Source organism: Enterococcus sp. DIV0574, assembly GCF_051711125.1.
GTDB classification, from domain to species: domain Bacteria; phylum Bacillota; class Bacilli; order Lactobacillales; family Enterococcaceae; genus Enterococcus_D; species Enterococcus_D gallinarum.
The window spans coordinates 286,774-309,536 of record NZ_JBIOMA010000001.1 but is presented as its reverse complement, the minus strand read 5'-3'; the positions used below and the strand labels follow the sequence as shown (position 1 = coordinate 309,536).

Here is a 22,763-nt window from a genome sequence, read left to right as displayed (position 1 = left end):
TTTTTGTAAATCAGTGGTTGGATCTTGTTTTATAATTCGTCAAATTGACTTGGATCAACATCTTTAAAGCTGACTAGCCAAGCGTTCATTTCATCGCTGTCGTTTAAGATATCAACGTTTTGATCGATTTTTTCATTTACAGAAGAAATCACGCCTGTTAATGGGCTTGGAAATTCACTGACAGCTTTTTCTGCTTCCAACTCCACTAGCGTATCTCCTTGTTTCAAGGCTGTACCAACTTTTTTCAAAGAAGCAAAAGACACAGCACCTAATTCTTCTTGTGCTTCTTTTGTCAAACCAACACAGTATTCTTTGCCATTGAACAGTACCCACAAATTATCTTTTTTTCTCAAGCATTTCTTTTCCATGATTCTAACAAGACTCCTTCATATTCTTTTTCTTTAAACCCATTGATCAAAAAGCGATCTTCACTAATCAACAATGGGCGTTTGATCAACATGCCGTCTGTGGCCAACAAAGTTGCGGCTTCTTCATTCGACAACGTTGGTACTTTCTCTTTCAAACCTAATTCACGATATTTCATTCCGCTTGTGTTAAAAAAGCGGCGAGCTGGCAAGCCGCTAGAGGTGATCCATTGTAACAATTGCGCCTTCGTAGGCACCTCTTTGATCATGTCAATGGCCTCATAGGGAATCCCATTTGCTTCTAGCCAAGCTTTCGCTTTTTTACATGTACTGCATTTCGGATACCAGTAAAATGTGATCATAGCTATCTCCTTACAAGGTTTTTGGTGTACTCTCAGCCTGATAGCGCATCGATAAAATCAAGCCAATGCCGATCATGTTACTTAATAATGCCGATCCCCCTTGACTAATGAAGGGCAATGGAATACCTGTCAAAGGCAATAAGCCAATATTAGCACCGATATTTTCAAAGACATGGAACAAGATCATCATGATGATCCCGGTAGCAAGATAGGCATAAAATTCATTGTTTGTATCAAAACAAACCCGAATCATTCGGTAAATCAAAATGAAATATAATAAAATCACAAAGGCACTGCCGACAAACCCAAAGTTCTCTCCGATCACAGAGAAAATCATATCTGATTCACGAACTGGCACGTAGACATCACTCACATTGAACCCTTTACCGAACATCCCACCAGACCCAATAGCCATTAAAGCATAAGCTAGTTGGAAAGACTGGCCTTGAGTATCGTGAAACGGATCTAACCAAGAATCGATACGTGCAAACTGATATTCTTTAAAGCCGACATTATAGAGAAACTCTCGTCCCATATCTGTTGTGACTAAAAAGATGGTCCCGCCCCCTATCAAAACAAAAGCGGCGATAACTGGGATCACGATCTGCCAAGAAATCCCCGACATCAAAAAGATCCCACCAAAAATAGCTAAGAAAACTAACATCGTTCCAAAGTCTTTTTGCAGCATGACTAAAACTAGGACCGGAATGGTTACAGCTAACATTTTAGCGATCAATAAGCCATCCGTCTTTAAATCTCGATCTCGATGGCGAACATTGTGATGGGTGACCACCAGCGCCAACATCATGATAAAGGCAATCTTCATCAATTCCGAAGGCTGGATCGTAAAGGAGCCAAAACGCAGCCAGTTTCGCGAGCCCGTAGAGTCGGCTAACCCTGCATCATAGAACTTCAAGAGACCCAGCATTACCAGCAATCCTGCTCCGTAAATATAGGGAGTCAACTTCCACAACCACTTGGATTTTATATGCATGATCACTATAATTGCGATAACTCCTAGTACATACCATAAAGCTTGAAATCCTAAGGTTTTTCCCACGGATGGATTCCTTGGATCATTCGTCAATGCGACATACAATGACGCAAACCCAATCAAGCACAATAAAAATACGGGTAATATCACACCGTAGTCAATTCGATTATCATTCTTTTTTATTCGTGTATTTTCCATGCCCACACTCTCTTCTGTAGAATCTTTATCCATTATAGTGATGTTTGCGCAGAAAAGAAAGGATTCCCCGTTCTCATTCAGAAAAAATTTAGAAACTTTAAAGTTTTCTCTAAAAAAATCATCTAAAAAAAGAAGCAGTCTAATTAGACTGCTTCAATGCCAGCTGCAGGATTCGAACCTGTGACCTACGCGTTACGAGTGCGTTGCTCTACCAACTGAGCTAAGCTGGCAACTAACACAAAGAAGATTATAAGAAAAAAACACAACTTTGTAAAGAGAAGTTTGGGGAAAAAATAGGATTACTGAAAATTTTCAAAAAATGTGGTATAATTTAACTATATCAAGGAGGTTTTTACATGGCAACATTTGGTAAGTTCGAAACAACCGTTGTCCCGTCAGCTGAAGGTGCAAATTTTGAGGTCGCTACTCCTGTCATGTTCACGATCCATGGAATAAAACAAACCGGTACAGTCACTAAGCAGCTTAAGAACTCTGCGGTTGTTGAATTGAATCAGACAGCGGAGAATCAAAAGCTTGTTACACAAAGTAATGGTGTATTGATCATTAATTATAAACAGTTAACGAAAATGTAGTTCGTTCAAAAGGAGACTGGGACAAAAGTGGTAATCTCCAAGAAATAAGGAGGAATACACGGAAATTGCTTTTCAAATGTTTGAGTAGTTTTTGAGTAGTTCAATTTATTTCCGAAGGAGTTGCTCCTGCTCCCAGCGTTTAGACGTGTTTAGAGCGTGGAACAAAAGTGTTTTTCACTTTTTGTTCCACGCTCTTTCTTTTATTTTGTTCCAAACAAACGGTCACCAGCATCGCCTAATCCAGGAACGATGTAGCCATGTTCATTCAAGCGGTCATCTAAGCTTGCTGTGTAGATATCCACATCAGGATGGGCATCCTGCAATGCTTTCACACCTTCTGGCGCAGCAACTAGGCAAACAAACTTCATGTTAGAAGCACCGCGTTTTTTCAACGCATCGATGGCCATGATCGCTGAACCACCAGTTGCTAACATTGGATCAACAATAAATAACTGACGAGTGTCGATGTCTTCAGGCAATTTAACGAAATACTCATGTGGTTCAAGGGTTTCTTCATCACGATACATACCAATGTGTCCTACTTTAGCCGCTGGGATCAACTCTAGAATACCGTCGACCATGCCTAGTCCGGCCCGTAGAATCGGTACGATTGCTACTTTTTTACCACTAAGTGTTTTTTGGGTCGATTCTTCGATCGGTGTTTCGATCACTACATCTTCGAGGGGCATATCCCGTGATACTTCATACGCCATCAACATGGCGATTTCATCGACAACTTCACGGAACACTTTCGTTCCACAGTTCTTGTCGCGGATCATTGTTAATTTGTGTTGAATCAAGGGGTGGTCAATTACTTGGAATTTACCCATTTTAAAAGTCTCCTTTGGTTTTTCTTTTATTTTAAAGCAAATCAACGATTGATACAACCTTGCATCACGTCATAGCCATATTCCTTCAAAAAAGGATCTGAGCATCGGCTCAAACCCTTTTCCTGCTACATCTTAATACAACGGATACTTGTCCGTCAACTCTTTCACTTGTGCTTTTGCTTCTTCCAGAACAGCCGTATCTTCAGGGTGTTCCAACACTTTGACAATCAGTTTTGCTACTTCCACAGCATCTTCTTCTTTGAACCCACGGCTAGTGATTGCCGGTGTGCCGACACGAATACCGCTCGTTTTAAATGGGCTAAGGGTTTCAAATGGAATCGAATTTTTATTGACTGTGATGTTGACTTGGTCAAGCAATGCTTCGGCTTCTTTTCCGTTAAGCTCAAATCCTCGCACATCAATCAGCAATAAATGATTGTCCGTTGCACCAGAAACAAGCCGTGCTTGCGGTGCTTGATTGAACACTTTTGCCATTGCTTGCGCATTTCTGATCACTTGCTCTGAATAGGATTTGAAGTCTTCATCCAATGCTTCTTTGAATGCGACTGCCTTGGCAGCGACCACATGTTCCAAAGGTCCGCCTTGAATGCCAGGAAAGACTGCACTGTTGATTTTTTTCGCTAAGTCTTCGTCATTGGTCAAAATCAAGCCGCCACGAGGCCCTCTAAGGGTTTTGTGGGTCGTAGAAGTAGTGATGTCTGCATAAGGAACTGGATTTGGATGCAGACCAGCAGCAACTAATCCTGCGATATGTGCCATATCTACCATCAACTTAGCACCGACTTCATCAGCAATTTCACGGAATTTGGCAAAATCGATTGTTCGTGAATACGCACTTGCACCAGCAACGATCAATTTTGGTTGATGCTTTCTCGCTAAGATCCGTACGACATTATAATCAATCACTTCAGTCGCTGGGTCTACGCCATAGCTAACAAAGTGATAGGTTTTCCCACTAAAATTGACTGGAGAGCCATGGGTTAAATGCCCACCTGCGGATAGATCCATGCCCATCACCGTATCTCCTGGTTCAATCAACGCTAGATATGCTGCAGTATTGGCTTGTGAGCCTGAGTGAGGCTGTACGTTTGCATAGGCCGCACCAAAAAGTTCTTTGGCACGATCAATTGCTAAATTTTCAACAACATCGACAAATTCACAACCACCGTAGTAACGGCGACCTGGATATCCTTCGGCATATTTATTTGTTAAAATACTGCCTTGAGCCGCTCTTACACCTGCGGAAACGATATTTTCAGATGCGATCAATTCTAAATTGTTTTGTTGGCGATCCGCTTCCTTTTCAATGGCTTGCCATAAATCAGGATCAAACGTTTGATAGTCCATTCATACAACACCCCTTTACCTTAATGCTAGCATTGTATCATATTTCCTAAGCACTACCTATGATCAAAGCAGCGTTTTTTCTATTTTACCTGAAAAAAATTTTGATTGGCTGCTTTTTTCAAGCGATTCATATAGGCGCTGCCCATCCCTGTCTCAGGAAAAGCGGCCGCTAAAATGATCTCCAAGCCAGCGATCGATTCATCTAAGGCTCGCAAACCTGCAAAAAGTCCTTTTGCTGCTGCCTCAACCGTGTCGTCCGCATACATGTAAACAGCTGCTGTTTCAAATCTGGCTGTCTCACAAATTGATGGGCCTGCCAAGACACCTGCTCGCAATCGCTGCTGCTTGATCCAATCGAGTGCTGCTGGCCAGTCCTCTGACCGAACCATCACAACCTTTGTATCCGGAGCATAATGTTTGTATTTCATTCCCGGTGCTTTGGGTCTTTCACCTTCAGATACTAGGTGTTTATCTATTTCGACTTCACTGCCTAAAACCGTTTCTAATTGTTCTTTGGTCACGGCTCCTGGACGCAAGATCATTGGTTTTGCTGTCGGATCACTTAAATCCAAGACTGTTGATTCAACTCCGATCCTAGTAGTCCCATCATCGATCACGCCAGCTATCTTTCCTTTCAAATCATGCAATACATGTTCAGCTGAGGTCGGACTTGGCTTGCCAGAGGTATTTGCGCTAGGTCCGACTAGTGGGACATGTGCCTGTTTAATGACTGAAAGTGTTTTTTTATTCGCTGGCATACGGAATGCCGCTGTGGATAACCCCCCGGTCACAATAGACGGTAAACTGTTATTTTTGATAGAAAAAATCAATGTTAGGGGGCCAGGCCAAAACTTTGCCATCAATTTTTCCGCTGCTGGATGCAAGTTATCCACATAATCCTTCAGTTGTTCCGGGTCGGCGAGATGGACGATCAATGGGTTGTCACTAGGTCTTCCTTTGACGGCATAGACTTGTGCTACCGCTTCAGGCAAAAGAGCGTTGGCGCCTAAGCCATACACTGTTTCTGTAGGAAAAGCAACTAATCCACCCGCGGCTAAAATTTTTGCTGCTTCGGATAATTGTTCTTCACTAAATTTTTTTGTTTCCACAGTTTATCCACATCCTTTTTTTGAGGACTTCCACACTTATCAACATTTTTTCGGTTTTTATCCACATTTTGTGGATAAATCGTTTGTCAAGTGTGGATAACCCTGTTTATAACTTTTATTCGCAAGTAAGTCTTACTCTATCACTGTTTTTTATCAAAAAAATTTTTCAAAAAAATGGTTGTCCACATGCTGTGGATTATTGTACTGCGACCAACCGATCTTTTCCAGATAAATCTTGAATGACCGTAACTTTTTTATCTGGAAAAGCTTCCGCAAAAATACGCTGGACAGATTTGCCTTGTTGAAAACCGATTTCGACGAAGATTTTTCCGTCAGGTGTCAATAACTTCTTTGCCTGGTCTGCGATCTTACGATACATCACTAGACCATTCTCCGCTGCAAAAAGGGCCATTTGGGGTTCAAACTGACGCACACTGGCATCCATCAGCTCCCACTCCTGCTCACTGATGTACGGCGGGTTTGATACAATGATGTCCCATGGTTGATCCCCCACTGGTGTCAGGGTGTCGCCTTGATAAAAAGCGACCTCCGCACCTAATTGCGCCGCATTCTCTTTAGCTACCGCCAATGCGGCCTCTGAAAGGTCAACAGCAGCGATCTGCCAGTGAGGACGTGCCAATTTCAAAGAGACCGCGATCGCACCTGTCCCTGTCCCAATATCTACGACCCGCAAATTCTCTGCAGGTTCTGTTTGCTCCAGACATAAAGCGACTAATTCTTCCGTTTCCGGTCGAGGAATCAATGTGTCTTCTGTTACTTTGAAGCGATGGCCATAAAACTCTTCATAGCCTAAAAGGTATTGGGGGGGACGATGCGCTAAAAGCTGCTGCAGATCTGCTTCAATTTGCACTTCATCAGCTGGCGAAATTTGCTGATCCATATGCAGCAACCAATCTAGTTTTTGCCAATTTTTACGAGCCAGAAAAAGGTATTGGATCGCATACCCTTCCAGTCCCTTTGTTTCTAAAAAAGAAGAAGCCCGTGAAAGGACTTCTCGATAGGTTTTACCCATTTTGCATTTCTTCCAATTTTGATGTTTGATCGTACATGATCAATGCATCAATGATCTCATCAAGTTTTCCAGCCAAAATTTGATCCAATTTTTGGATAGTCAACCCAATGCGGTGGTCCGTCACCCGATTTTGCGGAAAGTTATACGTACGGATCCGTTCAGAACGATCCCCAGTTCCCACTGCTGATTTACGATTTGCATCGTATTCGCTTCGTGCTTCTTGCTGAATTTGGTCGTATACTCTTGCCCGCAAGACTTTCATCGCTTTCTCACGGTTCTTCAACTGTGAACGCTCATCCTGCATGGCAACGACGATGCCAGTCGGCAAGTGTGTCAAGCGGACAGCTGATGCCGTTTTGTTGACGTGCTGACCACCAGCGCCTGAAGCATGATAGATATCTGTTCGGATATCTTTATCAGCAATATCGATCTCTACTTCTTCTGCTTCTGGCATCACGACTACGGTTGCCGTAGATGTGTGGATTCGTCCTTGAGATTCTGTCGACGGCACGCGCTGTACCCGATGCGCGCCACTTTCATATTTCAGTTTTGAATAGACATTCTCACCGCTGATCATCATGATGACTTCTTTGTAGCCGCCGATACCGGTAACGTTGGCATCCATCACTTCGACTTTCCAACCTTGTGTTTCCGCATATTTCTGATACATATTAAAGAGATCTCCAGCAAATAGTGCCGCTTCATCTCCACCCGCAGCCCCGCGAATTTCCATGATAATGTTTTTGTCATCATTGGGATCTTTTGGTAATAATAAGATTTTGATGCGGTCTTCAAGAACATCTTTTTCTTTTTTTAAGTCAGATAGTTCTTCTTTAGCCATTTCTGCCATTTCTGCATCCAAGTTTTCGCCCAATAGTTCCTCTGTATCTTTGATGCCTTCAACGACTTCTTTGTAACGGCGATACACTTCGACAGTCTCTCGGGTATTTGCTTCTTCTTTGGACAACTGCATGAACCGTTTCGTATCTGAAATGACAGCGGGATCACTAAGCAGTTCGCCTAGTTCTTCATAACGGTCTTCAATCGCTTGTAACTGATCGTACATGTTTTATTCTCCTTCTTTTTTGATTCCAGGGTGAAAATAGTGTTTGCGACAAACAGGGTAATAGGCTTCATTACCGCCAATTTGAACTTGATCGCCTTCATAGACTGGTTTACCGTCAATGTAATGCAGATTCATGGTCGCCTTTTTGTGGCAGAACCAGCAGATCGTTTTCATTTCTTCAATTTTATCTGCATAAAGAAGCAGATATTTAGAACCTTCGAATAATTCGTTGCGAAAATCATTTTTTAAACCAAATGCCATCACAGGAATGCCTAATTCGTCTACGATTTTAGTAAACGCCAAGACATGGTGTTTTTTCAAAAACTGTGCCTCATCAATCAAAATGCAATAGGGTTGATATCCTAGATCTTTTACTAAATGATACAAATCGGTCTCATCGAAAATCGGAATGGCGTCACGCTCTAACCCAATACGACTGGAAACTGTTCCGATCCCGCTTCGGGTATCGATGCCGCTGGTCATAATCACGACCGGCTTGTCTTGTTCTTCATAATTATGTGCAACTTTTAAAATCTCGATCGTTTTGCCACTATTCATCGCGCCATATTTAAAAAAAAGTTGTGCCATCTTGCCCATCCTTCCTGATACTCCTTTGGTATTATACTTGAAAACAAGGAATTTTTACAGGTTTAAATTCAGAAGTCGCTAAGAGGGGTACTGAACAGAACGATGCCTGCAAATGATTGGCTTTACTGCCCGTTTTCCTTCTGCACCACGTCTCTCAAAATAGTCAATACTTGTTCGTACTCGGGATTCATCTGTCCCTGATAGTCTGTATCAATAAGTTTGAAGCCTAGTTGTTGATACAGTCCAATCGCAGCATGACTCCATGTTTGCGTATGGAGAAAAATAGCGGCAGCAGATTCTTCGGAATCTGCCGTTTGGTTCTGGCATGTTTCTATAACTTTGGTTACCAAGCCGCGAGCGATCCCTTGTCTTTGAGCGCTGGGAATGACTGCTACCCAATGAACGAGCGGCACAATGTTGCCATCTTGCTTCTTCTTCCACCAAGCAGTCGCTGTTCCTACCTTTGTTCCTTCTGGATCCACTGCAAAAAACATTCGTTGCGGCAATTGAGATTCATAGGGGAGAAAGTCTTTTTCAAAATACGCAAGTGCCGCGGCTTCTGTATCAAATTCTCCCACCGCTGTCTCAATCCGCGCCCACTCACTCGCATCACCGGATTGATAAGGTTGAATGATGTAGTTATTTGAGGCAGGGACCGGTGCTACTTCATCCGCAGCCATGCGCTCCATCCAAATTTCTGCATAAGGAATTGATTTGTCTAACATAGAGATACCTCACTTTAGTTTTTTTGGAAAACAGATCGTTTGCTTCAAGGCTATTTTTGAAACTGTTTCGTATCCTCCAAGATCATCGTGATCATTTCAGATATTGTCTGCTTCTCTGTAAACATCTTCTCTTTTGAGAGGACTGATTTATTACTCGTATCATTGCTCTTGGACGCTATGCCGTTTTCCCCAAAGAGAAGGTCTTTTTCGAGCCACCACTTTTGTAGCGATGATTCGGAAAAAAATGCCCGTTGTGGCCGTGTTCGGTGTCTTTCAATCGTTGTTTGAAAAGGCACATCAAAATAATAAATGAGACACTTCTCAAAGGATTCTAGTAAAAAGAGCAAGAAGTCCTGGTATTTTTCACGGGCAAAAATTCCCTCAACGATGATGAAAGGAACCTTCCCTCGCGCATATAAAAGGGCCTCCCTCATTAGACCTACAGCATGATTATTAGGCGTATCTTTCACGTGAAAAATTTCTCGGCGAAATACATCCTGTGAGATCAACACCGCTTCTGCCCCTAATTGTTGATGCAGCGCTTTTGCTACTGTCGTTTTTCCGCTGCCAGAATTCCCCCGCAATAAAATGATGATCGTGTCCACAGCAAACCTCGCTTTCTTTGGCCGTTTCTTATAAGCATATCGCTTGTCTTTCTCTATAAGAAGCATACCATAAAACCAAAGGAGGAATCACAATGAAAGATACTGCAATTTTTGCCGGCGGCTGCTTCTGGTGTATGGTCAAACCTTTCGATTCTTTACCAGGAATTCTTTCGGTAGTCTCAGGTTTTACCGGTGGACATGTCCCTCATCCTACCTATCAAGAAGTAACAACTGGAACCACAGGACATACAGAAGCCGTAGAAATCACTTTCGATCCTGAACAAATAACGTATGAAGAACTCGTGGCTATCTATTGGCAACAAACCGATCCTACAGATGCCTTTGGTCAGTTCGCAGACCGTGGGGACTCTTACCGTCCAGTCATCTATTACAATAGTGAAGAACAACGAAAAATCGCAGAAGCTTCAAAAGCCGCTTTGCAAGCAAGCGGTCGCTTTACAGATCCAATCGTGACAACAATCGAACCTGCTGAACCTTTCTATCCAGCAGAAGACTATCATCAAGATTTTTATAAGAAAAATACGGCGCATTACAACGCCTACCGTGAAGGTTCAGGACGAGCTGGTTTCATCCGTCAAAACTGGACATAACCTATTTTGAGAAGCGGCAGTTTGAATATTCCTTTAGTTTCTGAGATAGAAATAGTGCTGTTTTCTCGCCCAACAACTGACCCTCAAAAGGAGAGGATCTTCGCAAAACAGTCTTGATTATGCGAAGACTAGCAAGAACAAACTCTCCTTTGTTAGGGTCTTTTTTTATGCCCTCTTTACGCCTGCTTGCGCCGATTGGCTTTGGCCTGGCTGATCTGAACAAAACTGCTCAAAAGAAAAATTGACAGCAGGCGCTATTCCACGTTACACTAATTAGAAAATTCTGACGATTGCAAAGGAGTGTTGTGTTATGTTAGCCAATGAAGTCCGCCCTGGACCAAACCGGTATATTACTGGTGAAGGAGTTCTTTTTGATCTACCAGAGTATCTCAATGATTTTGATCAGGTTGCTGTCATTACTGGCGATCAATCATTTGACGTTTTTAAAACCTATTATCCGCATCCATTTGACTATCCTGTTTATCGCTATGATGGCTCCTCAAGTTATGAGAATGCTCAGGAGTTAGCGGATAAGATCAAACACACAGATGTCCTGCTTGCGATCGGTGGTGGACGTGTCGCAGATACCGCAAAAATTACTGCAGAAAGAATGGGAGCGGAGCTGATCGTCATCCCTACATTGGTTTCCAACTGTGCACCCTTTACTCCTGTGATTGTCGCCTATTACCCAGACCACACAATCTGCAAGATCGATTACGCCAAAAAAGGGGCTTATATGACGATCGTCGATACTCGATTCTTGCTAGCAACACCCGTGGATTATTTCATTGCAGGCATCGCAGACACGCTAGCCAAGTATTATGAAATGGAAGCCATTGTACGCACGATGGCAGAAGAAGATAAAACAGCCTTGGTTCGGCTCGGTTTTCAAAGTGCAAAACTAATCAAAGAACTTTTGATCGCAGATGCCATCCAAGCAGTCACTGATTTAGAAGCCGGGCGCTTGACGCCAGCTTTTGCGCGAATCACAGATGCCATCATCGCTTTAGCAGGAGAAGTTGGTGGATTTGCTGTAGAGTTTGGCAGAACTTCTGGCGCCCACGCATTACATGACGGCTTATCTTATCTGAGCGAAACCCACAGTGTCCTCCATGGCAATAAAGTGGCCTACTGCATCTGGGTACAGCTTGCCTACACCAACGATTTTGCTGTTATCGAGGAACTGCGTCCTTTCTACGAAGCATTGCACTTACCTATGAAACTAAAAGACTTGCATGTCACTCGTGTGGATCGCGCTTATTTTGCGCCTGTTTTGACTTATGCCGTTAAAGAAGAAGAAACATTTGTCCTGATCGACCCAATGATCACTCCAGAAAAAGTCTTTCGCGCAATCGAAGCGGTGGAAGCACTCTAACTAACCGATCTCTTCAAAAAAACTGTATGCCCGATAAGTCTGTTGGGCTTACAGTTTTTTGTCCGACTCACCGCTATCTTCTAGTACTCTCTCAATGACAGGCTATCGTCTTCTCTGTTCCATTAATTGTTTTGCGGCACTATCTCATATTTTTGCAAAGCGTTTCTTTGATGATATTGGCTGCTACTTACTTTCAATCTTGCTTTCTTTTGAAACTGCTTGGTTCTTTGGTATACTGTGGGTAGTTTATTTAGTGAGGAGACTAGTTATGAATTTCACGCGGTTTGCTCGTCTGACACAACGCAAAAGCAAATATTTTATTGCCCAAAATGTTTCTTCGATCCAAGTGATCGTTTTTTACTATATCCTGATGACGATTATTTCCTTAGGTTTATTTTACCTTCCCTTTTTTCGTGAACCTCGTTCTCATGCTTCCTTCATCGATATGTTTTTTATGGCAGTCAGCACGGTCAGTGTCACCGGATTGACGACATTCCCTATCGATGATGTGTTCAATGATCGCGGTGTAGTGCTTCTTGAAGTTCTTTTTCAAGTGGGTGGACTAGGGATTATGATGATCTCCACTTTCTTTGCGATCGTTTCTCGGAGAAAGATCTCATTGAAGCAGCGTCAGTTGATTATGACGGATATGAATCAGCCAAAGCTAAGCGGAATCGTGCGGATGATTCGAATCACGTTTACGATCATCTTACTTTGCCAAGCCATCTCTGGCGCTATTTTTTCTATTTATTTTTATTTTAATGGCTATTATGACAATTGGCGGGATGCCCTATTTTATGGTTTTTACCAAGCTATTTCCGCGGTCACAAACTCTGGTTTTGACGTGACAGGAAATTCCATTTTACCTTTCGCACATGATTATTTCTTTTTGATTTGTATCATGTTTTTGATTTTTATCGGTGGGATTGGGTTTCCAGTGATTATGGATTTCCGAGAATGGGCCCTCTTCAAGCTGAAAAAAAATCGCCGACAACTGCCTTTTCGCTTTTCATTGTTTACAAAAATCGCGATGTTGGCTTTTGTGATTTTGTTTATCGGTGGAACGATCGCCATTTATTTCCTAGAGAAAGACCATCTGTTCAAAGATTACGGCTTCAGCAGCACCTGGATCAACAGTATGTTTTATTCCATGACTACCCGTAATGCTGGACTGCAGATCCATGATTTAGGGAACTTTCAGACCACGACATTGATCGTTTTTTCGTTACTAATGTTTATCGGTTGCAGCCCAAGTTCAGTCGGTGGCGGGATTCGTACGACAACGATCGCCATTATTGGTCTTTATCTTTATGCCTTCTTAAAGAGTGAAGACAATATCAACATATTTGGCCGACGGATCGATGAAGACGATGTGCGTAAGTCGGTTGTTGTCTTCATGTTATCCTTAGGAATGTGCTTTTTCTGCGTATTATTTTTGACCGCCACTGAAGATATCCCGTTGATCGCCATCATTGTCGAAGTAGCTTCTGCGTTTGGGACCACCGGTTTATCGTTAGGGATCACCGATGATCTCTCAAGTGTGGGTAAGTTAGTGATAGCCTTACTGATGTTCATTGGACGTGTAGGTATGCTTTATACGTTGTTGTTGTTTGTGCCAAAAGAAACCCGAGATTTAGGTTATGAATACCCAACCGAGAAGATTATTATTGGTTAAACAGCCAGTAAAATGGCGCTATTGAAGGTTCTAAGCGTTGTATCTTAAAGTCGCGAGCCTTCCACAAGCGTTTTGAAGCGGCAGAGACATCTTGTTTGTAACGAATGTCTCTGCCTTTTTTGGTTCAATAAACTGAACTCTTTGCAGAAACTTAAAGAAATCGAAAAGCCGTTTAACCTTTTTTAGAACATATGGTATGATAAATTGAATTTAAACTAAAAAGACAATCATCTCGTTTGGAGGTTCAACTATGGGGTTAAGAAGTCAACTGGCTGTCACAGTCGGTAAGACCTCTCAGTGGGTATTAAAAAACTTTTTTAAAGGCGGATCAAGTCTGCCTGGGAAAATAGCATTAAAAATCGATCCGCATATTTTAGATCATCTAGCAAAAGATTATCAAGTTGTCGTTATCACTGGTACGAACGGAAAAACCTTGACTACTGCACTGACGGTGAATATTTTAAGGCAAGAATTTGATGATGTGCTGACAAATCCAACAGGTGCCAATATGGTCCAAGGAATCGTTTCTACTTTCTTATCTGCCAAACCAAAAGGCGGCAAAAAGTTTGCAGTACTAGAGATCGATGAAGCTAGTCTTAGCAAAGTAACGAAGTATATCAAACCTGAACTATTTGTCTTCACGAATATTTTTCGCGATCAGATGGACCGTTATGGTGAAATCTATACAACATATAAAATGATCGTTGAAGGAGCAGCAAATTCACCGACGGCCACAATTCTATGTAATGGTGATTCCCCGTTGTTCAATTCTGTCACTACTGTTAATCCAAGAAAGTATTATGGCTTTGATCACTTACCTGATCAGGAGCAGATGGCCCATTACAATACAGACGGGGTTCTTTGTCCAGAATGCCACCACATCTTACATTACCAAATGATTACCTATGCGAATCTAGGCAAATACTATTGTCCGAACTGCGGCTTCAAACGTCCAGAACTAGACTACAAATTGACAGCCATCACAGCAATGGACAATACTTCTGCTGATTTTATCATTGATGGGAATTCATATGGAATCGAAGTTGGCGGCATGTACAATGTCTATAATGCATTGGCAGCGACCGCTGTAGCGGAATATTATCAAGTCGCACCTGAAAAAATCAGAGCTGGATTGGCCTATGATGAAAAAGTCTTTGGCCGTCAAGAAGTCATTACCATCGATGGCAAAGAGTGTACACTCGTGTTAGTCAAAAATCCGGTAGGACTGAATCAAGTGATCGATATGATCGGCTTATCTCCGTATCCTTTTTCTCTCGTCAGTCTCTTGAATGCAAATTATGCGGACGGCATTGATGTTAGCTGGATCTGGGATGGAAATCATGAAGCATTTGCCGAAATGGCGATTCCTCAAGTCATTGCTGGCGGCGACCGCCATCAAGATATGGCGCTGCGTTTAAAAGTAGCGGGAATTCCCGAAGAAAAGATCACCGAAACAAAAGATCTTGATGAGGTCATTAAAGATATCGCCAATCTACCAACTGAAAAAGTCTATATCCTAGCAACCTATACTGCTGTTTTGCAACTACGCAAAAAATTGGCAGAAAAAGGCTATATCAAAGGGGGGATGGATCGTGGCTAATTATCGTTTGAATGTTGCTCATCTTTACGGGAATTTGCTGAACACCTACGGGGATAATGGCAATTTGTTGATGTTGCGTTATGTAGCCGAAAAAATGGGTGTAGAATTCATTTCGGAAGTCGTCAGCATCCATGAACCATTTGATCCGAAGAAGTATGACTTAGTCTTTTTTGGCGGCGGACAGGATTTTGAACAGCTGATCGTTTCTGAAGATATCCAAACAAAAAAAGAAGCATTGACGGAATACATCGAGAACGATGGAGTCATGTTGGCCATTTGTGGCGGGTATCAGTTGTTAGGTCATTACTACATGGGAGCTAACGGAGAGAAAATCAAAGGAATTAGCGCATTGGATCATTACACATTGAGTCAAGAAAACAATCGCTTCATCGGAGATATCGTTATCCATAATGAAGAATTCGATGAAACCTACTATGGTTTTGAAAATCACAATGGTCGGACGTTTCTTGGCAAAGGTGAGAAACCACTAGGTAAAGTCGTAGAAGGGCAGGGAAACAATGGCGAGGACCAAACAGAAGGCGTGGTCTACCGCAATGTTTTTGGTTCCTATTTCCATGGTCCACTGCTTGCCCGTAATGAACATTTGGCAGAACGCTTAATACGCACTGCCTTAAAAAACCGCTATGGTTCGATTGACATTTGATCAAAATAAAAAGGATGAAATCAGAAATTCGTTTCTGGTCTCATCCTTTTTTTAATCGATTGTCTGCTTCCTGAATCTCTAGCCGATTCAAGCGATAGCAAGCGAATAATCGAAGTCGTCTCTATTCTTGGTTATTCAAAAACCACACAGATACCAAAATGATCGCTGACTATCGGCAGCCGCTGACCGTCAAAAACCACTTCATACTCTACGGGCTGTTCATTCTGTGAGGCAAAGACATAGTCGATACGCAAGGCTGTCTGATTGTCTTGCCAGCCATCGATTGCTTTAACAACCGAAGCCTCACCGATCGTTTTTGTTGCGGCAAGAAAACTATCCTGCAGCTGCAATGAACTGTTTTTAACCAGCTGATAACCCAAGCTGTCTGCCTCATTATTGAAATCACCTAAAAGCAAGAGCGATGCTGCTCGCTCAGTCAAAAACGCTTCGGTTTGCTGCCATTCATAGGCAAACTTGCCGTCATTCCACCAAGAAAAATGGCAGCTTAACACTTGGATCATTTTGCCGTCTACTTCTGTGAGACCGCTAAGATTTTTTCGCGTAGTATGGTCCCAGACATCGGTTGTCTCAGAAGCCAAATATTCTTTGGCAATGATTGGATTTTTGGACAGTAAGGCATTCCCTTCATGATAGACATCATACCCCACATGACTGTAAGTCCATGACCAATAATAATCGTGATCCAGAATCTGCAGTTCTTCTACTAAGCGCAAAGCAAAATTGTCTTCTTTGATCTCAAGGATCGCCTCTGTCGGACAATAAAGACCATCCGGAACGATCGTTGTAGCAGCAATCGATTGATTGACTTCTTGCAACGCAATCAAATCATAATCTCCTGCTGCGATTTCTTGTGCGATCACTTTTAATTTTGCTTCTTGACCGTCTTCTAACCAGCTATGGGTGTTTAATGTTAAAACTTTCATGAATAACGCTCCTCTGCGTTTGATTATCTTCTTTCAAAATGTAAATAAAAGAACGGAGCTGTGCCATAAGTATGAACCAGACGAAACTATCCGCACTGTATGAGATCAGCTGTACTTCTCGTGAATTGCGACGAGAAACTACCAGACTGTAGCAACCCCACGATCGTTTGGATATTCAGTTTGGTAAAATACTTATGGCACAGCTCTTAGTCATTTTATTATAGTTTGACGATTCCAACAACTGCTGCAGCTTTTTGCTGACCAGTTTGGGCCAATTCAAAGGAATCGATTTGATCGGTATTTGTCATTACTACAACGATCGTTGTATCCTTACCCGCTTCTTTGATAGCTGCGAGATCCATTAAAGCCAACGGGTCACCTTTTGTGACTTGCTGCCCTTCTGTGACAGAAACTGTGAATGGTGCCCCTTGAAGTTCAACAGTATCCAAGCCCATATGAACCAATACTTCGACTCCTTCATCAGATAGCAACCCAATCGCATGTTTCGTAGGAAAAACATTCGTCACTTTCCCAGAAACAGGTGAATACACCTGCGTGTTATCGGGAATCACGCCAAATCCGTCCCCCATCATTTTCTCTGCAAAGACTTGATCACTGACCTCCGTGATCGGAATCACTTGCCCATCGGCTACTGAAACAACCTCAGCGGTTATCCCTTGGCTTTCGTGATTCGTCTCATTAGTGACTTCTTTTATGACTGCTTCAGGAATCGCCACACCGGAATCCAAGATATCCTGGATGTCTGATTTAAGTACATCGGCTTTAGGACCATATACTGCTTGCACTCCGTTATCTTTTACGATCAAACCTAATGCGCCAGCACCTTTCCAAGACTTTTCGTCTCCTACTGAGCTAGGGTCTTTGACAGAGACCCTTAAGCGAGTCATACATGCATCTACATCGCGGATGTTTTCACGTCCTCCCAACAGATGAATGATCTTAACCACTTGAGAGTTTGGATCTAACGTTCCGTCAGAGGCAGTTGTTGCTACGTTTTCGTCAGCTCCTTCTACTTCGTAGTTGCCGTTGCGTCCGGGCGTCGCAAAGTTGAATTTTTTGATTAAGAAGTTAGCCAAGAAATACATGCCGACCCCAAATGCGATCGTTACTAGGACAAAATTGATCAAGTCCTGACCCAGACCTGCATTGATCGCCATTGGTGTCCGAGTCAATAGTTCGATATTTCCAAAGGAGTGAACACGCAGGTGAACGATATCCGCCATAGCAAATGCTGCCCCTTGAACGACTGCATAAACAACATATAAAGGTACAGCCGCAAACATGAACATAAATTCCAATGGCTCTGTCACGCCTGTCAAGAAAACCGCAATGGCAGCGGATAAATACATCGAGGTATATTTATGGCGTTTGTCTGCATCGACATTGCGATACATTGCATAGGCAAGTCCCATCAAAATACCAGAAGAACCGATCATTTGTCCGACTTTGAAACGTGCAGGCACAAAATTCTCTATCAAGAATTGGTATTGTGAAGTATCTCCTGCATTTCGCATATTGACCAAATCAGTTGCCCAAGCTAACCATAGAGGATCTTGACCGAAAACTTGTGTCCCCGCTTGTGCACCAGATAAGATCGTATAGGTGCCTCCTAATTCAGTATAATTGATGGGAATAGTCAGCATGTGATGCAACCCAAATGGCAATAGTAATCGTTCTAATGTTCCAAACAAGAAAGGTGCTAAAATCGGCGCACTTTCTTGCGATTGTGCGATCCACAAGCCAAAGTTATTGATTCCTGCTTGAATGTAAGGCCAAACGATCGCTAACACGATCGCAACAACCACGGAACGAGCAATTACAACAAACGGGACGAAGCGCTTGCCATTAAAAAACGAAAGCGCATCGGGCAGTTTGCGGAAATTATAGTATTTATTATAAGCAGTCGCACCAACAAACCCGGCGATGATTCCTACAAAAACACCCATGTTCAGTGCCGGAGCTTCTAAGACACTTGTAAAAAAGCCGTCCACCATAATTTTCGTACCGAACAATGTATGAGTAAAAGCCCCTTCTTCCGTCAGCATGGCGCTTGTGACCCCGAAGATCGAACCTGTGATTCGATTGATCAATACAAATGCAATCCCAGCAGCGAATGCCCCGCCTGCGCGTTCTTTCGCCCAACTACCACCGATAGCTAATGCAAATAATAAGTGCAGATTCCCAATAATTGCCCAACCAATATTTTCGATCACACCACCAGTCGTTACCAAAAATGCCCAATCGGCATTAATCATGGGGATCGTCTTCCCAATACTGATCATCAATCCGGCGGCAGGCATAACAGCTACCACAACCATTAGTGCTTTTCCGAATTTCTGCCAGAATTCAAAGCTTAGTAATTTTTTCATCCTCTTTCTTCCTCCTCCACCGTTTTACGCAATCGGTTTCTTAATAACCACATTGTAGCGGAGATTGAAAATTTTGTAAACCGAGAAATTTCAATTTACATTCTCCTCAGTCATTAATTTATAAAAATGCGCAAAAACAGCTCTTTGTCAAACTTCTATTTAAAAAAGCATAGAAACCAATGATTTACGCTTGACTAACGCAATCGTTTGCATTTATTATAGAGTTATCAAAAAGATTTTGGAGGAAAAACCTATGAAAAAAATCCAGCGTTTGTTCGATATCGATCCTTGGAAAATCGCAACAACTACTTTAGATAAAGAAAATCGCCGACTACAAGAGTCGCTTACAAGTATTGGAAATGGCTATATGGGGATGCGGGGTAATTTTGAAGAACAATATAGTGGCGATCACCATCTAGGGACTTATCTGGCAGGGGTCTGGTATCCAGACAAAACTCGTGTTGGCTGGTGGAAAAATGGCTATCCGGATTATTTTGGAAAAGTGATCAATGCTGTTAACTTCATTGCAATGGATCTTTTCATCAACAATCAGGCTGTTGATCTTGCGAAAATCAGTCCGAGCGATTTTTATATGGAACTGGATATGCAAACAGGAATTTTACGACGGACATTTACGGTTTCATTAGCTGGCGCAACTGTCAAATTTACTTTTGAGCGCTTTTTAAGTATCGTCAAGCGAGAAATGGCGGTAATCACGATGCAGGCAGAAATCCTTGAAGGATCAGCAGAAATCACAGTCATTTCTAAACTAGACAATAATGTCCGCAATGAAGATAGTAATTACGAAGAACGCTTCTGGGAAGAATTAGACCACGGCAGCTCAGGCAACTATCGTTATCTGACCACCCGTACCATTGAAAACAACTTTGACATTGAGCAATTCACGGTCACTGCCGCAATGCGTCATAGTCAAGAGCCAGCATCCACAGAAACGAGTGAATTGACGATTGCTGACGCGTTTACTTTTACAGGAGAAACAGGAGCTGTCTTTCATTTACAAAAAGACGTGATTATTGTTACCAGTCGTGATGTCAATCCTCATGATCAAGTAACAAAAATTGCAGAGCTTTTCCAAGTGTACAGCGCACCTTACGAAGACTTACGGCAAGAACAAGTCAATGCTTGGAAAGACCGCTGGGCATTAGCTGATGTGATCATTGAAGGCGATGCTGCTGCGCAACAAGGAATTCGTTTCAATTTATTCCAACTCTTCTCGACTTATTATGGAGAAGATGAACGTTTAAATATTGGACCTAAAGGATTTACCGGTGAAAAATACGGTGGCGCTACTTATTGGGATACAGAAGCCTATGCTGTGCCTCTTTATTTGGCATTAGCGAAACCAGAAATCACTCGGAATTTGTTGAAATATCGCCACAATCAATTGCCGCAAGCCCATATCAATGCGCAAAAACAAGGCTTGGCTGGCGCGCTTTATCCTATGGTGACATTTACAGGGATCGAATGCCACAATGAATGGGAAATCACCTTTGAAGAGATCCATCGAAATGGTGCAATCGCTTATGCCATCTATAACTACACGAATTACACAGGTGATACGAGCTATCTGAAAAAAGAAGGCTTGGAAGTATTAACGGCCATCGCTCGTTTCTGGGCAGATCGTGTCCATTATTCCAAACGTCAGCAAAAATATATGATCCATGGCGTTACCGGCCCCAACGAATATGAGAATAACATCAACAATAACTGGTATACGAACAAGATGGCTACCTGGGTCTTGAGCTATACTTTACAAAGTTATAAAGAATATGCCACAGAAGCAACCGTAACGATCCCAGAAAAAGAGCAAGACTACTGGCAGGATATCATTGACAATATGTATTTCCCAGAAGATCAAGACTTAGGAATTTTCGTTCAGCACGATACCTTCTTAGACAAAGATTTGATGCCAGTCACTGATTTAGATCCAGAAAACTTGCCATTGAATCAAAATTGGTCATGGGACCGAATCTTGCGCTCTTGCTTTATCAAACAAGCGGATGTCTTACAAGGAATCTATTTCTTTGGGGATCAATTTACAGAAGAGGAAAAACGAAACAACTTTGACTTCTATGAACCAATGACAGTGCACGAGTCTTCCCTGTCTCCTAGTATCCATGCCATCTTAGCAGCCGAGCTGGGAATGGAAGAAAAAGCACTGGAAATGTATGAACGAACGGCTCGGCTAGATTTGGATAACTACAACAATGATACCGACGATGGTTTGCATATCACTTCAATGACTGGCAGCTGGTTAGCGATCGTTCAAGGATTTGCCCAAATGAAGACGGACCATGCCCATCTAGGTTTTGCCCCGTTTCTACCGAAGACTTGGAACAGCTATGCTTTCCATATCAATTATCGCGGACGCTTATTATTCATTTCTGTTAAAGAAGAAACTGTCACACTAAAGAAAATCAGTGGTGAGCCATTGACAGTTCAGCTTTATGGAAAAGAGCATCTGCTGGAAGAAGAAGTCTCAGTAACTATTGCTTAATTATTGATCAGAAACCAAGAAAGAAGAAATGAAGGCATTTCTTCTTTCTTTTCTTTCCGGCTACCAAAATAACACAACTTTATGATACTATAAGCTAAAAAAGGAGGGAAAACAGTGAGCGTAACTGTCAAAGATGTCGCCAAAAAAGCCGGCGTCGCTACTTCAACTGTTTCTCGGGTCGTGAATGATCACCCTAGTATCTCTGAAGACACAAAAAAGAAAGTACGCAAAATCATGGCTGAGATGGGCTACGTGCCAAATTTGGCTGCGCGAAATCTAGGCAAGCAGATTTCAAGCGCGATCGGTGTTATCTTGCCGCCTTTGGATTCAAAGGAACGGCTAGGAAATCCTTTCTATTTAGAAACGATCGAAGCCATCAACGAAGAAGCTCGCCACCACCAAATGACGGTTGCGGTTGCCTCTGCCCGTGATTTTGATACATTATTGAAAAATGTGGAACGTATGCACCTTCAAAAACAAGTGGATGGTTTTATCTTAGTCTATTCCGATGAAAAAGATCCAATCATTGATTATTTAGTTCGTAAAAAAGTTCCTTTCACATTGATTGGACATCCTTACAGCAATGAAGAAAATATCGTTTTTGTTGATAATGACAACCAAATGCTGGGAAAACAAGCAACAGAGTATCTGATCTCCCAAGGACACTCTAAGATATTGTTTGCTACGAATACAACTCACGAAAATCTCTATTTCGAACGTTTCTTTGGCTATCAAAAAGCAATGATGCTAGCCAACCTGCCTTTTTATCCGGCATTGACATTTGAACAGGCAGAAGACTATGTCAATTTCGAGACAACGATCAAAGAGACCGAAGCAACGGCAATCGTAGTAATCGATGATCTTTTTGCAGTTCGGATCATCCAACTGGCAACGATGTTCGGGTATAAAGTTCCGGATGATCTATCTGTGATCAGCTTTAATAACTCGATTTTTGCTACATTGACCCATCCTTACTTGACCAGCATTGACATCAACGTCTTATCCTTAGGAAAAATCGCCACAGAAAGCTTGATGGCACAATTAAACCATGAAGGTTCAAATGCGGTTCAGCTTGTTGTCCCGCATAAGCTGATTAAACGAGAGACTGTCTTGAACCTCAATAACTTAGCATAAATTGCATTGTCTCATG

General features: G+C 42.3%; 21 protein-coding genes and 1 tRNA gene. 8 read left to right on the top strand and 14 right to left on the bottom strand.

Annotation, left to right across the window (positions count from 1 at the left end):
* Positions 1–29: 29 nt before the first annotated feature.
* The 4 genes from IGJ45_RS01595 to IGJ45_RS01580 all read right to left on the bottom strand — a co-directional run bounded on the left by IGJ45_RS01595 (position 30) and on the right by IGJ45_RS01580 (position 2,149).
* Positions 30–368: a glycine cleavage system protein H gene (locus IGJ45_RS01595; RefSeq protein WP_003128526.1), complete on the bottom strand. Its 339-nt coding sequence runs from the start codon at positions 366–368 to the stop codon at positions 30–32.
* Complete coding sequence (locus IGJ45_RS01590; RefSeq protein ID WP_409531338.1) at positions 350–727, bottom strand: arsenate reductase family protein; 378 nt, start codon at positions 725–727, stop codon at positions 350–352. Before IGJ45_RS01590 ends, IGJ45_RS01595 begins: the two co-directional genes overlap by 19 nt.
* Positions 728–737: 10 nt before the next feature.
* Entirely contained in the window at positions 738–1,919 is a 1,182-nt protein-coding gene (locus IGJ45_RS01585) for an FtsW/RodA/SpoVE family cell cycle protein (RefSeq protein ID WP_005472807.1), read from the bottom strand.
* A gap of 157 nt (positions 1,920–2,076) precedes the next feature.
* Positions 2,077–2,149, bottom strand: a tRNA-Thr gene (locus IGJ45_RS01580).
* Positions 2,150–2,275: 126 nt separating this feature from the next.
* Between IGJ45_RS01580 and IGJ45_RS01575 the strand changes: the two genes are divergently transcribed.
* Entirely contained in the window at positions 2,276–2,512 is a 237-nt protein-coding gene (locus tag IGJ45_RS01575; protein ID WP_003128523.1) for a hypothetical protein, read from the top strand.
* Positions 2,513–2,712: 200 nt separating this feature from the next.
* On the opposite strand, the gene upp is transcribed toward IGJ45_RS01575, so the two are convergent.
* From upp to IGJ45_RS01535, 8 genes are all read right to left on the bottom strand, one after another.
* Entirely contained in the window at positions 2,713–3,342 is a 630-nt protein-coding gene (upp, locus tag IGJ45_RS01570; protein WP_005472811.1) for a uracil phosphoribosyltransferase, read from the bottom strand.
* A gap of 132 nt (positions 3,343–3,474) precedes the next feature.
* On the bottom strand, positions 3,475–4,710 hold the full coding sequence (glyA, locus tag IGJ45_RS01565) for a serine hydroxymethyltransferase (protein ID WP_005472813.1): 1,236 nt from the start codon (positions 4,708–4,710) through the stop codon (positions 3,475–3,477).
* An 80-nt stretch (positions 4,711–4,790) separates the two neighbouring features.
* Positions 4,791–5,819: an L-threonylcarbamoyladenylate synthase gene (locus tag IGJ45_RS01560; RefSeq protein WP_409531340.1), complete on the bottom strand. Its 1,029-nt coding sequence runs from the start codon at positions 5,817–5,819 to the stop codon at positions 4,791–4,793.
* 196 nt (positions 5,820–6,015) lie between these two features.
* Positions 6,016–6,852: a peptide chain release factor N(5)-glutamine methyltransferase gene (gene prmC / locus IGJ45_RS01555; RefSeq protein WP_409531341.1), complete on the bottom strand. Its 837-nt coding sequence runs from the start codon at positions 6,850–6,852 to the stop codon at positions 6,016–6,018.
* Positions 6,845–7,918: a peptide chain release factor 1 gene (gene prfA, locus IGJ45_RS01550; protein WP_003128515.1), complete on the bottom strand. Its 1,074-nt coding sequence runs from the start codon at positions 7,916–7,918 to the stop codon at positions 6,845–6,847. The genes prmC and prfA overlap by 8 nt, the downstream gene beginning before the upstream one ends.
* Before the next feature lie 3 nt (positions 7,919–7,921).
* On the bottom strand, positions 7,922–8,506 hold the full coding sequence (locus IGJ45_RS01545; RefSeq protein ID WP_029487305.1) for a thymidine kinase: 585 nt from the start codon (positions 8,504–8,506) through the stop codon (positions 7,922–7,924).
* A 122-nt stretch (positions 8,507–8,628) separates the two neighbouring features.
* On the bottom strand, positions 8,629–9,231 hold the full coding sequence (locus IGJ45_RS01540; RefSeq protein WP_409531343.1) for a GNAT family N-acetyltransferase: 603 nt from the start codon (positions 9,229–9,231) through the stop codon (positions 8,629–8,631).
* A 50-nt stretch (positions 9,232–9,281) separates the two neighbouring features.
* On the bottom strand, positions 9,282–9,836 hold the full coding sequence (locus IGJ45_RS01535; RefSeq protein ID WP_113850329.1) for an AAA family ATPase: 555 nt from the start codon (positions 9,834–9,836) through the stop codon (positions 9,282–9,284).
* A 92-nt stretch (positions 9,837–9,928) separates the two neighbouring features.
* Between IGJ45_RS01535 and msrA the strand changes: the two genes are divergently transcribed.
* From msrA to IGJ45_RS01510, 5 genes are all read left to right on the top strand, one after another.
* Positions 9,929–10,447, top strand: coding sequence for a peptide-methionine (S)-S-oxide reductase MsrA (gene msrA, locus IGJ45_RS01530; protein WP_003128511.1), 519 nt, complete (start codon positions 9,929–9,931; stop codon positions 10,445–10,447).
* 310 nt (positions 10,448–10,757) lie between these two features.
* A complete protein-coding gene (locus IGJ45_RS01525; RefSeq protein WP_081131415.1) occupies positions 10,758–11,822 on the top strand; it encodes an iron-containing alcohol dehydrogenase family protein in 1,065 nt (354 codons plus the stop codon).
* A 268-nt stretch (positions 11,823–12,090) separates the two neighbouring features.
* Positions 12,091–13,497, top strand: a complete 1,407-nt coding sequence (locus IGJ45_RS01520; RefSeq protein ID WP_029487306.1) for a TrkH family potassium uptake protein — start codon at positions 12,091–12,093, stop codon at positions 13,495–13,497.
* Positions 13,498–13,747: 250 nt separating this feature from the next.
* Positions 13,748–15,097: a MurT ligase domain-containing protein gene (locus tag IGJ45_RS01515; protein WP_409531345.1), complete on the top strand. Its 1,350-nt coding sequence runs from the start codon at positions 13,748–13,750 to the stop codon at positions 15,095–15,097.
* Positions 15,090–15,761: a type 1 glutamine amidotransferase gene (locus tag IGJ45_RS01510; protein WP_003128503.1), complete on the top strand. Its 672-nt coding sequence runs from the start codon at positions 15,090–15,092 to the stop codon at positions 15,759–15,761. Before IGJ45_RS01515 ends, IGJ45_RS01510 begins: the two co-directional genes overlap by 8 nt.
* 131 nt (positions 15,762–15,892) lie before the next feature.
* On the opposite strand, the gene IGJ45_RS01505 is transcribed toward IGJ45_RS01510, so the two are convergent.
* Entirely contained in the window at positions 15,893–16,705 is an 813-nt protein-coding gene (locus IGJ45_RS01505) for an endonuclease/exonuclease/phosphatase family protein (RefSeq protein ID WP_081131417.1), read from the bottom strand.
* Positions 16,706–16,923: 218 nt separating this feature from the next.
* Positions 16,924–19,095, bottom strand: coding sequence for a PTS transporter subunit IIBC (locus IGJ45_RS01500; protein WP_287036695.1), 2,172 nt, complete (start codon positions 19,093–19,095; stop codon positions 16,924–16,926).
* 253 nt (positions 19,096–19,348) lie between these two features.
* Between IGJ45_RS01500 and IGJ45_RS01495 the strand changes: the two genes are divergently transcribed.
* Together IGJ45_RS01495 and IGJ45_RS01490 are read left to right on the top strand one after the other, a co-directional pair.
* On the top strand, positions 19,349–21,613 hold the full coding sequence (locus IGJ45_RS01495; protein WP_005472823.1) for a glycoside hydrolase family 65 protein: 2,265 nt from the start codon (positions 19,349–19,351) through the stop codon (positions 21,611–21,613).
* 114 nt (positions 21,614–21,727) lie between these two features.
* The gene (locus IGJ45_RS01490) at positions 21,728–22,747 is read left to right on the top strand and encodes a LacI family DNA-binding transcriptional regulator (protein WP_081131419.1); all 1,020 of its coding nucleotides are present in this window, start codon (positions 21,728–21,730) and stop codon (positions 22,745–22,747) included.
* Positions 22,748–22,763 lie beyond the last annotated feature (16 nt).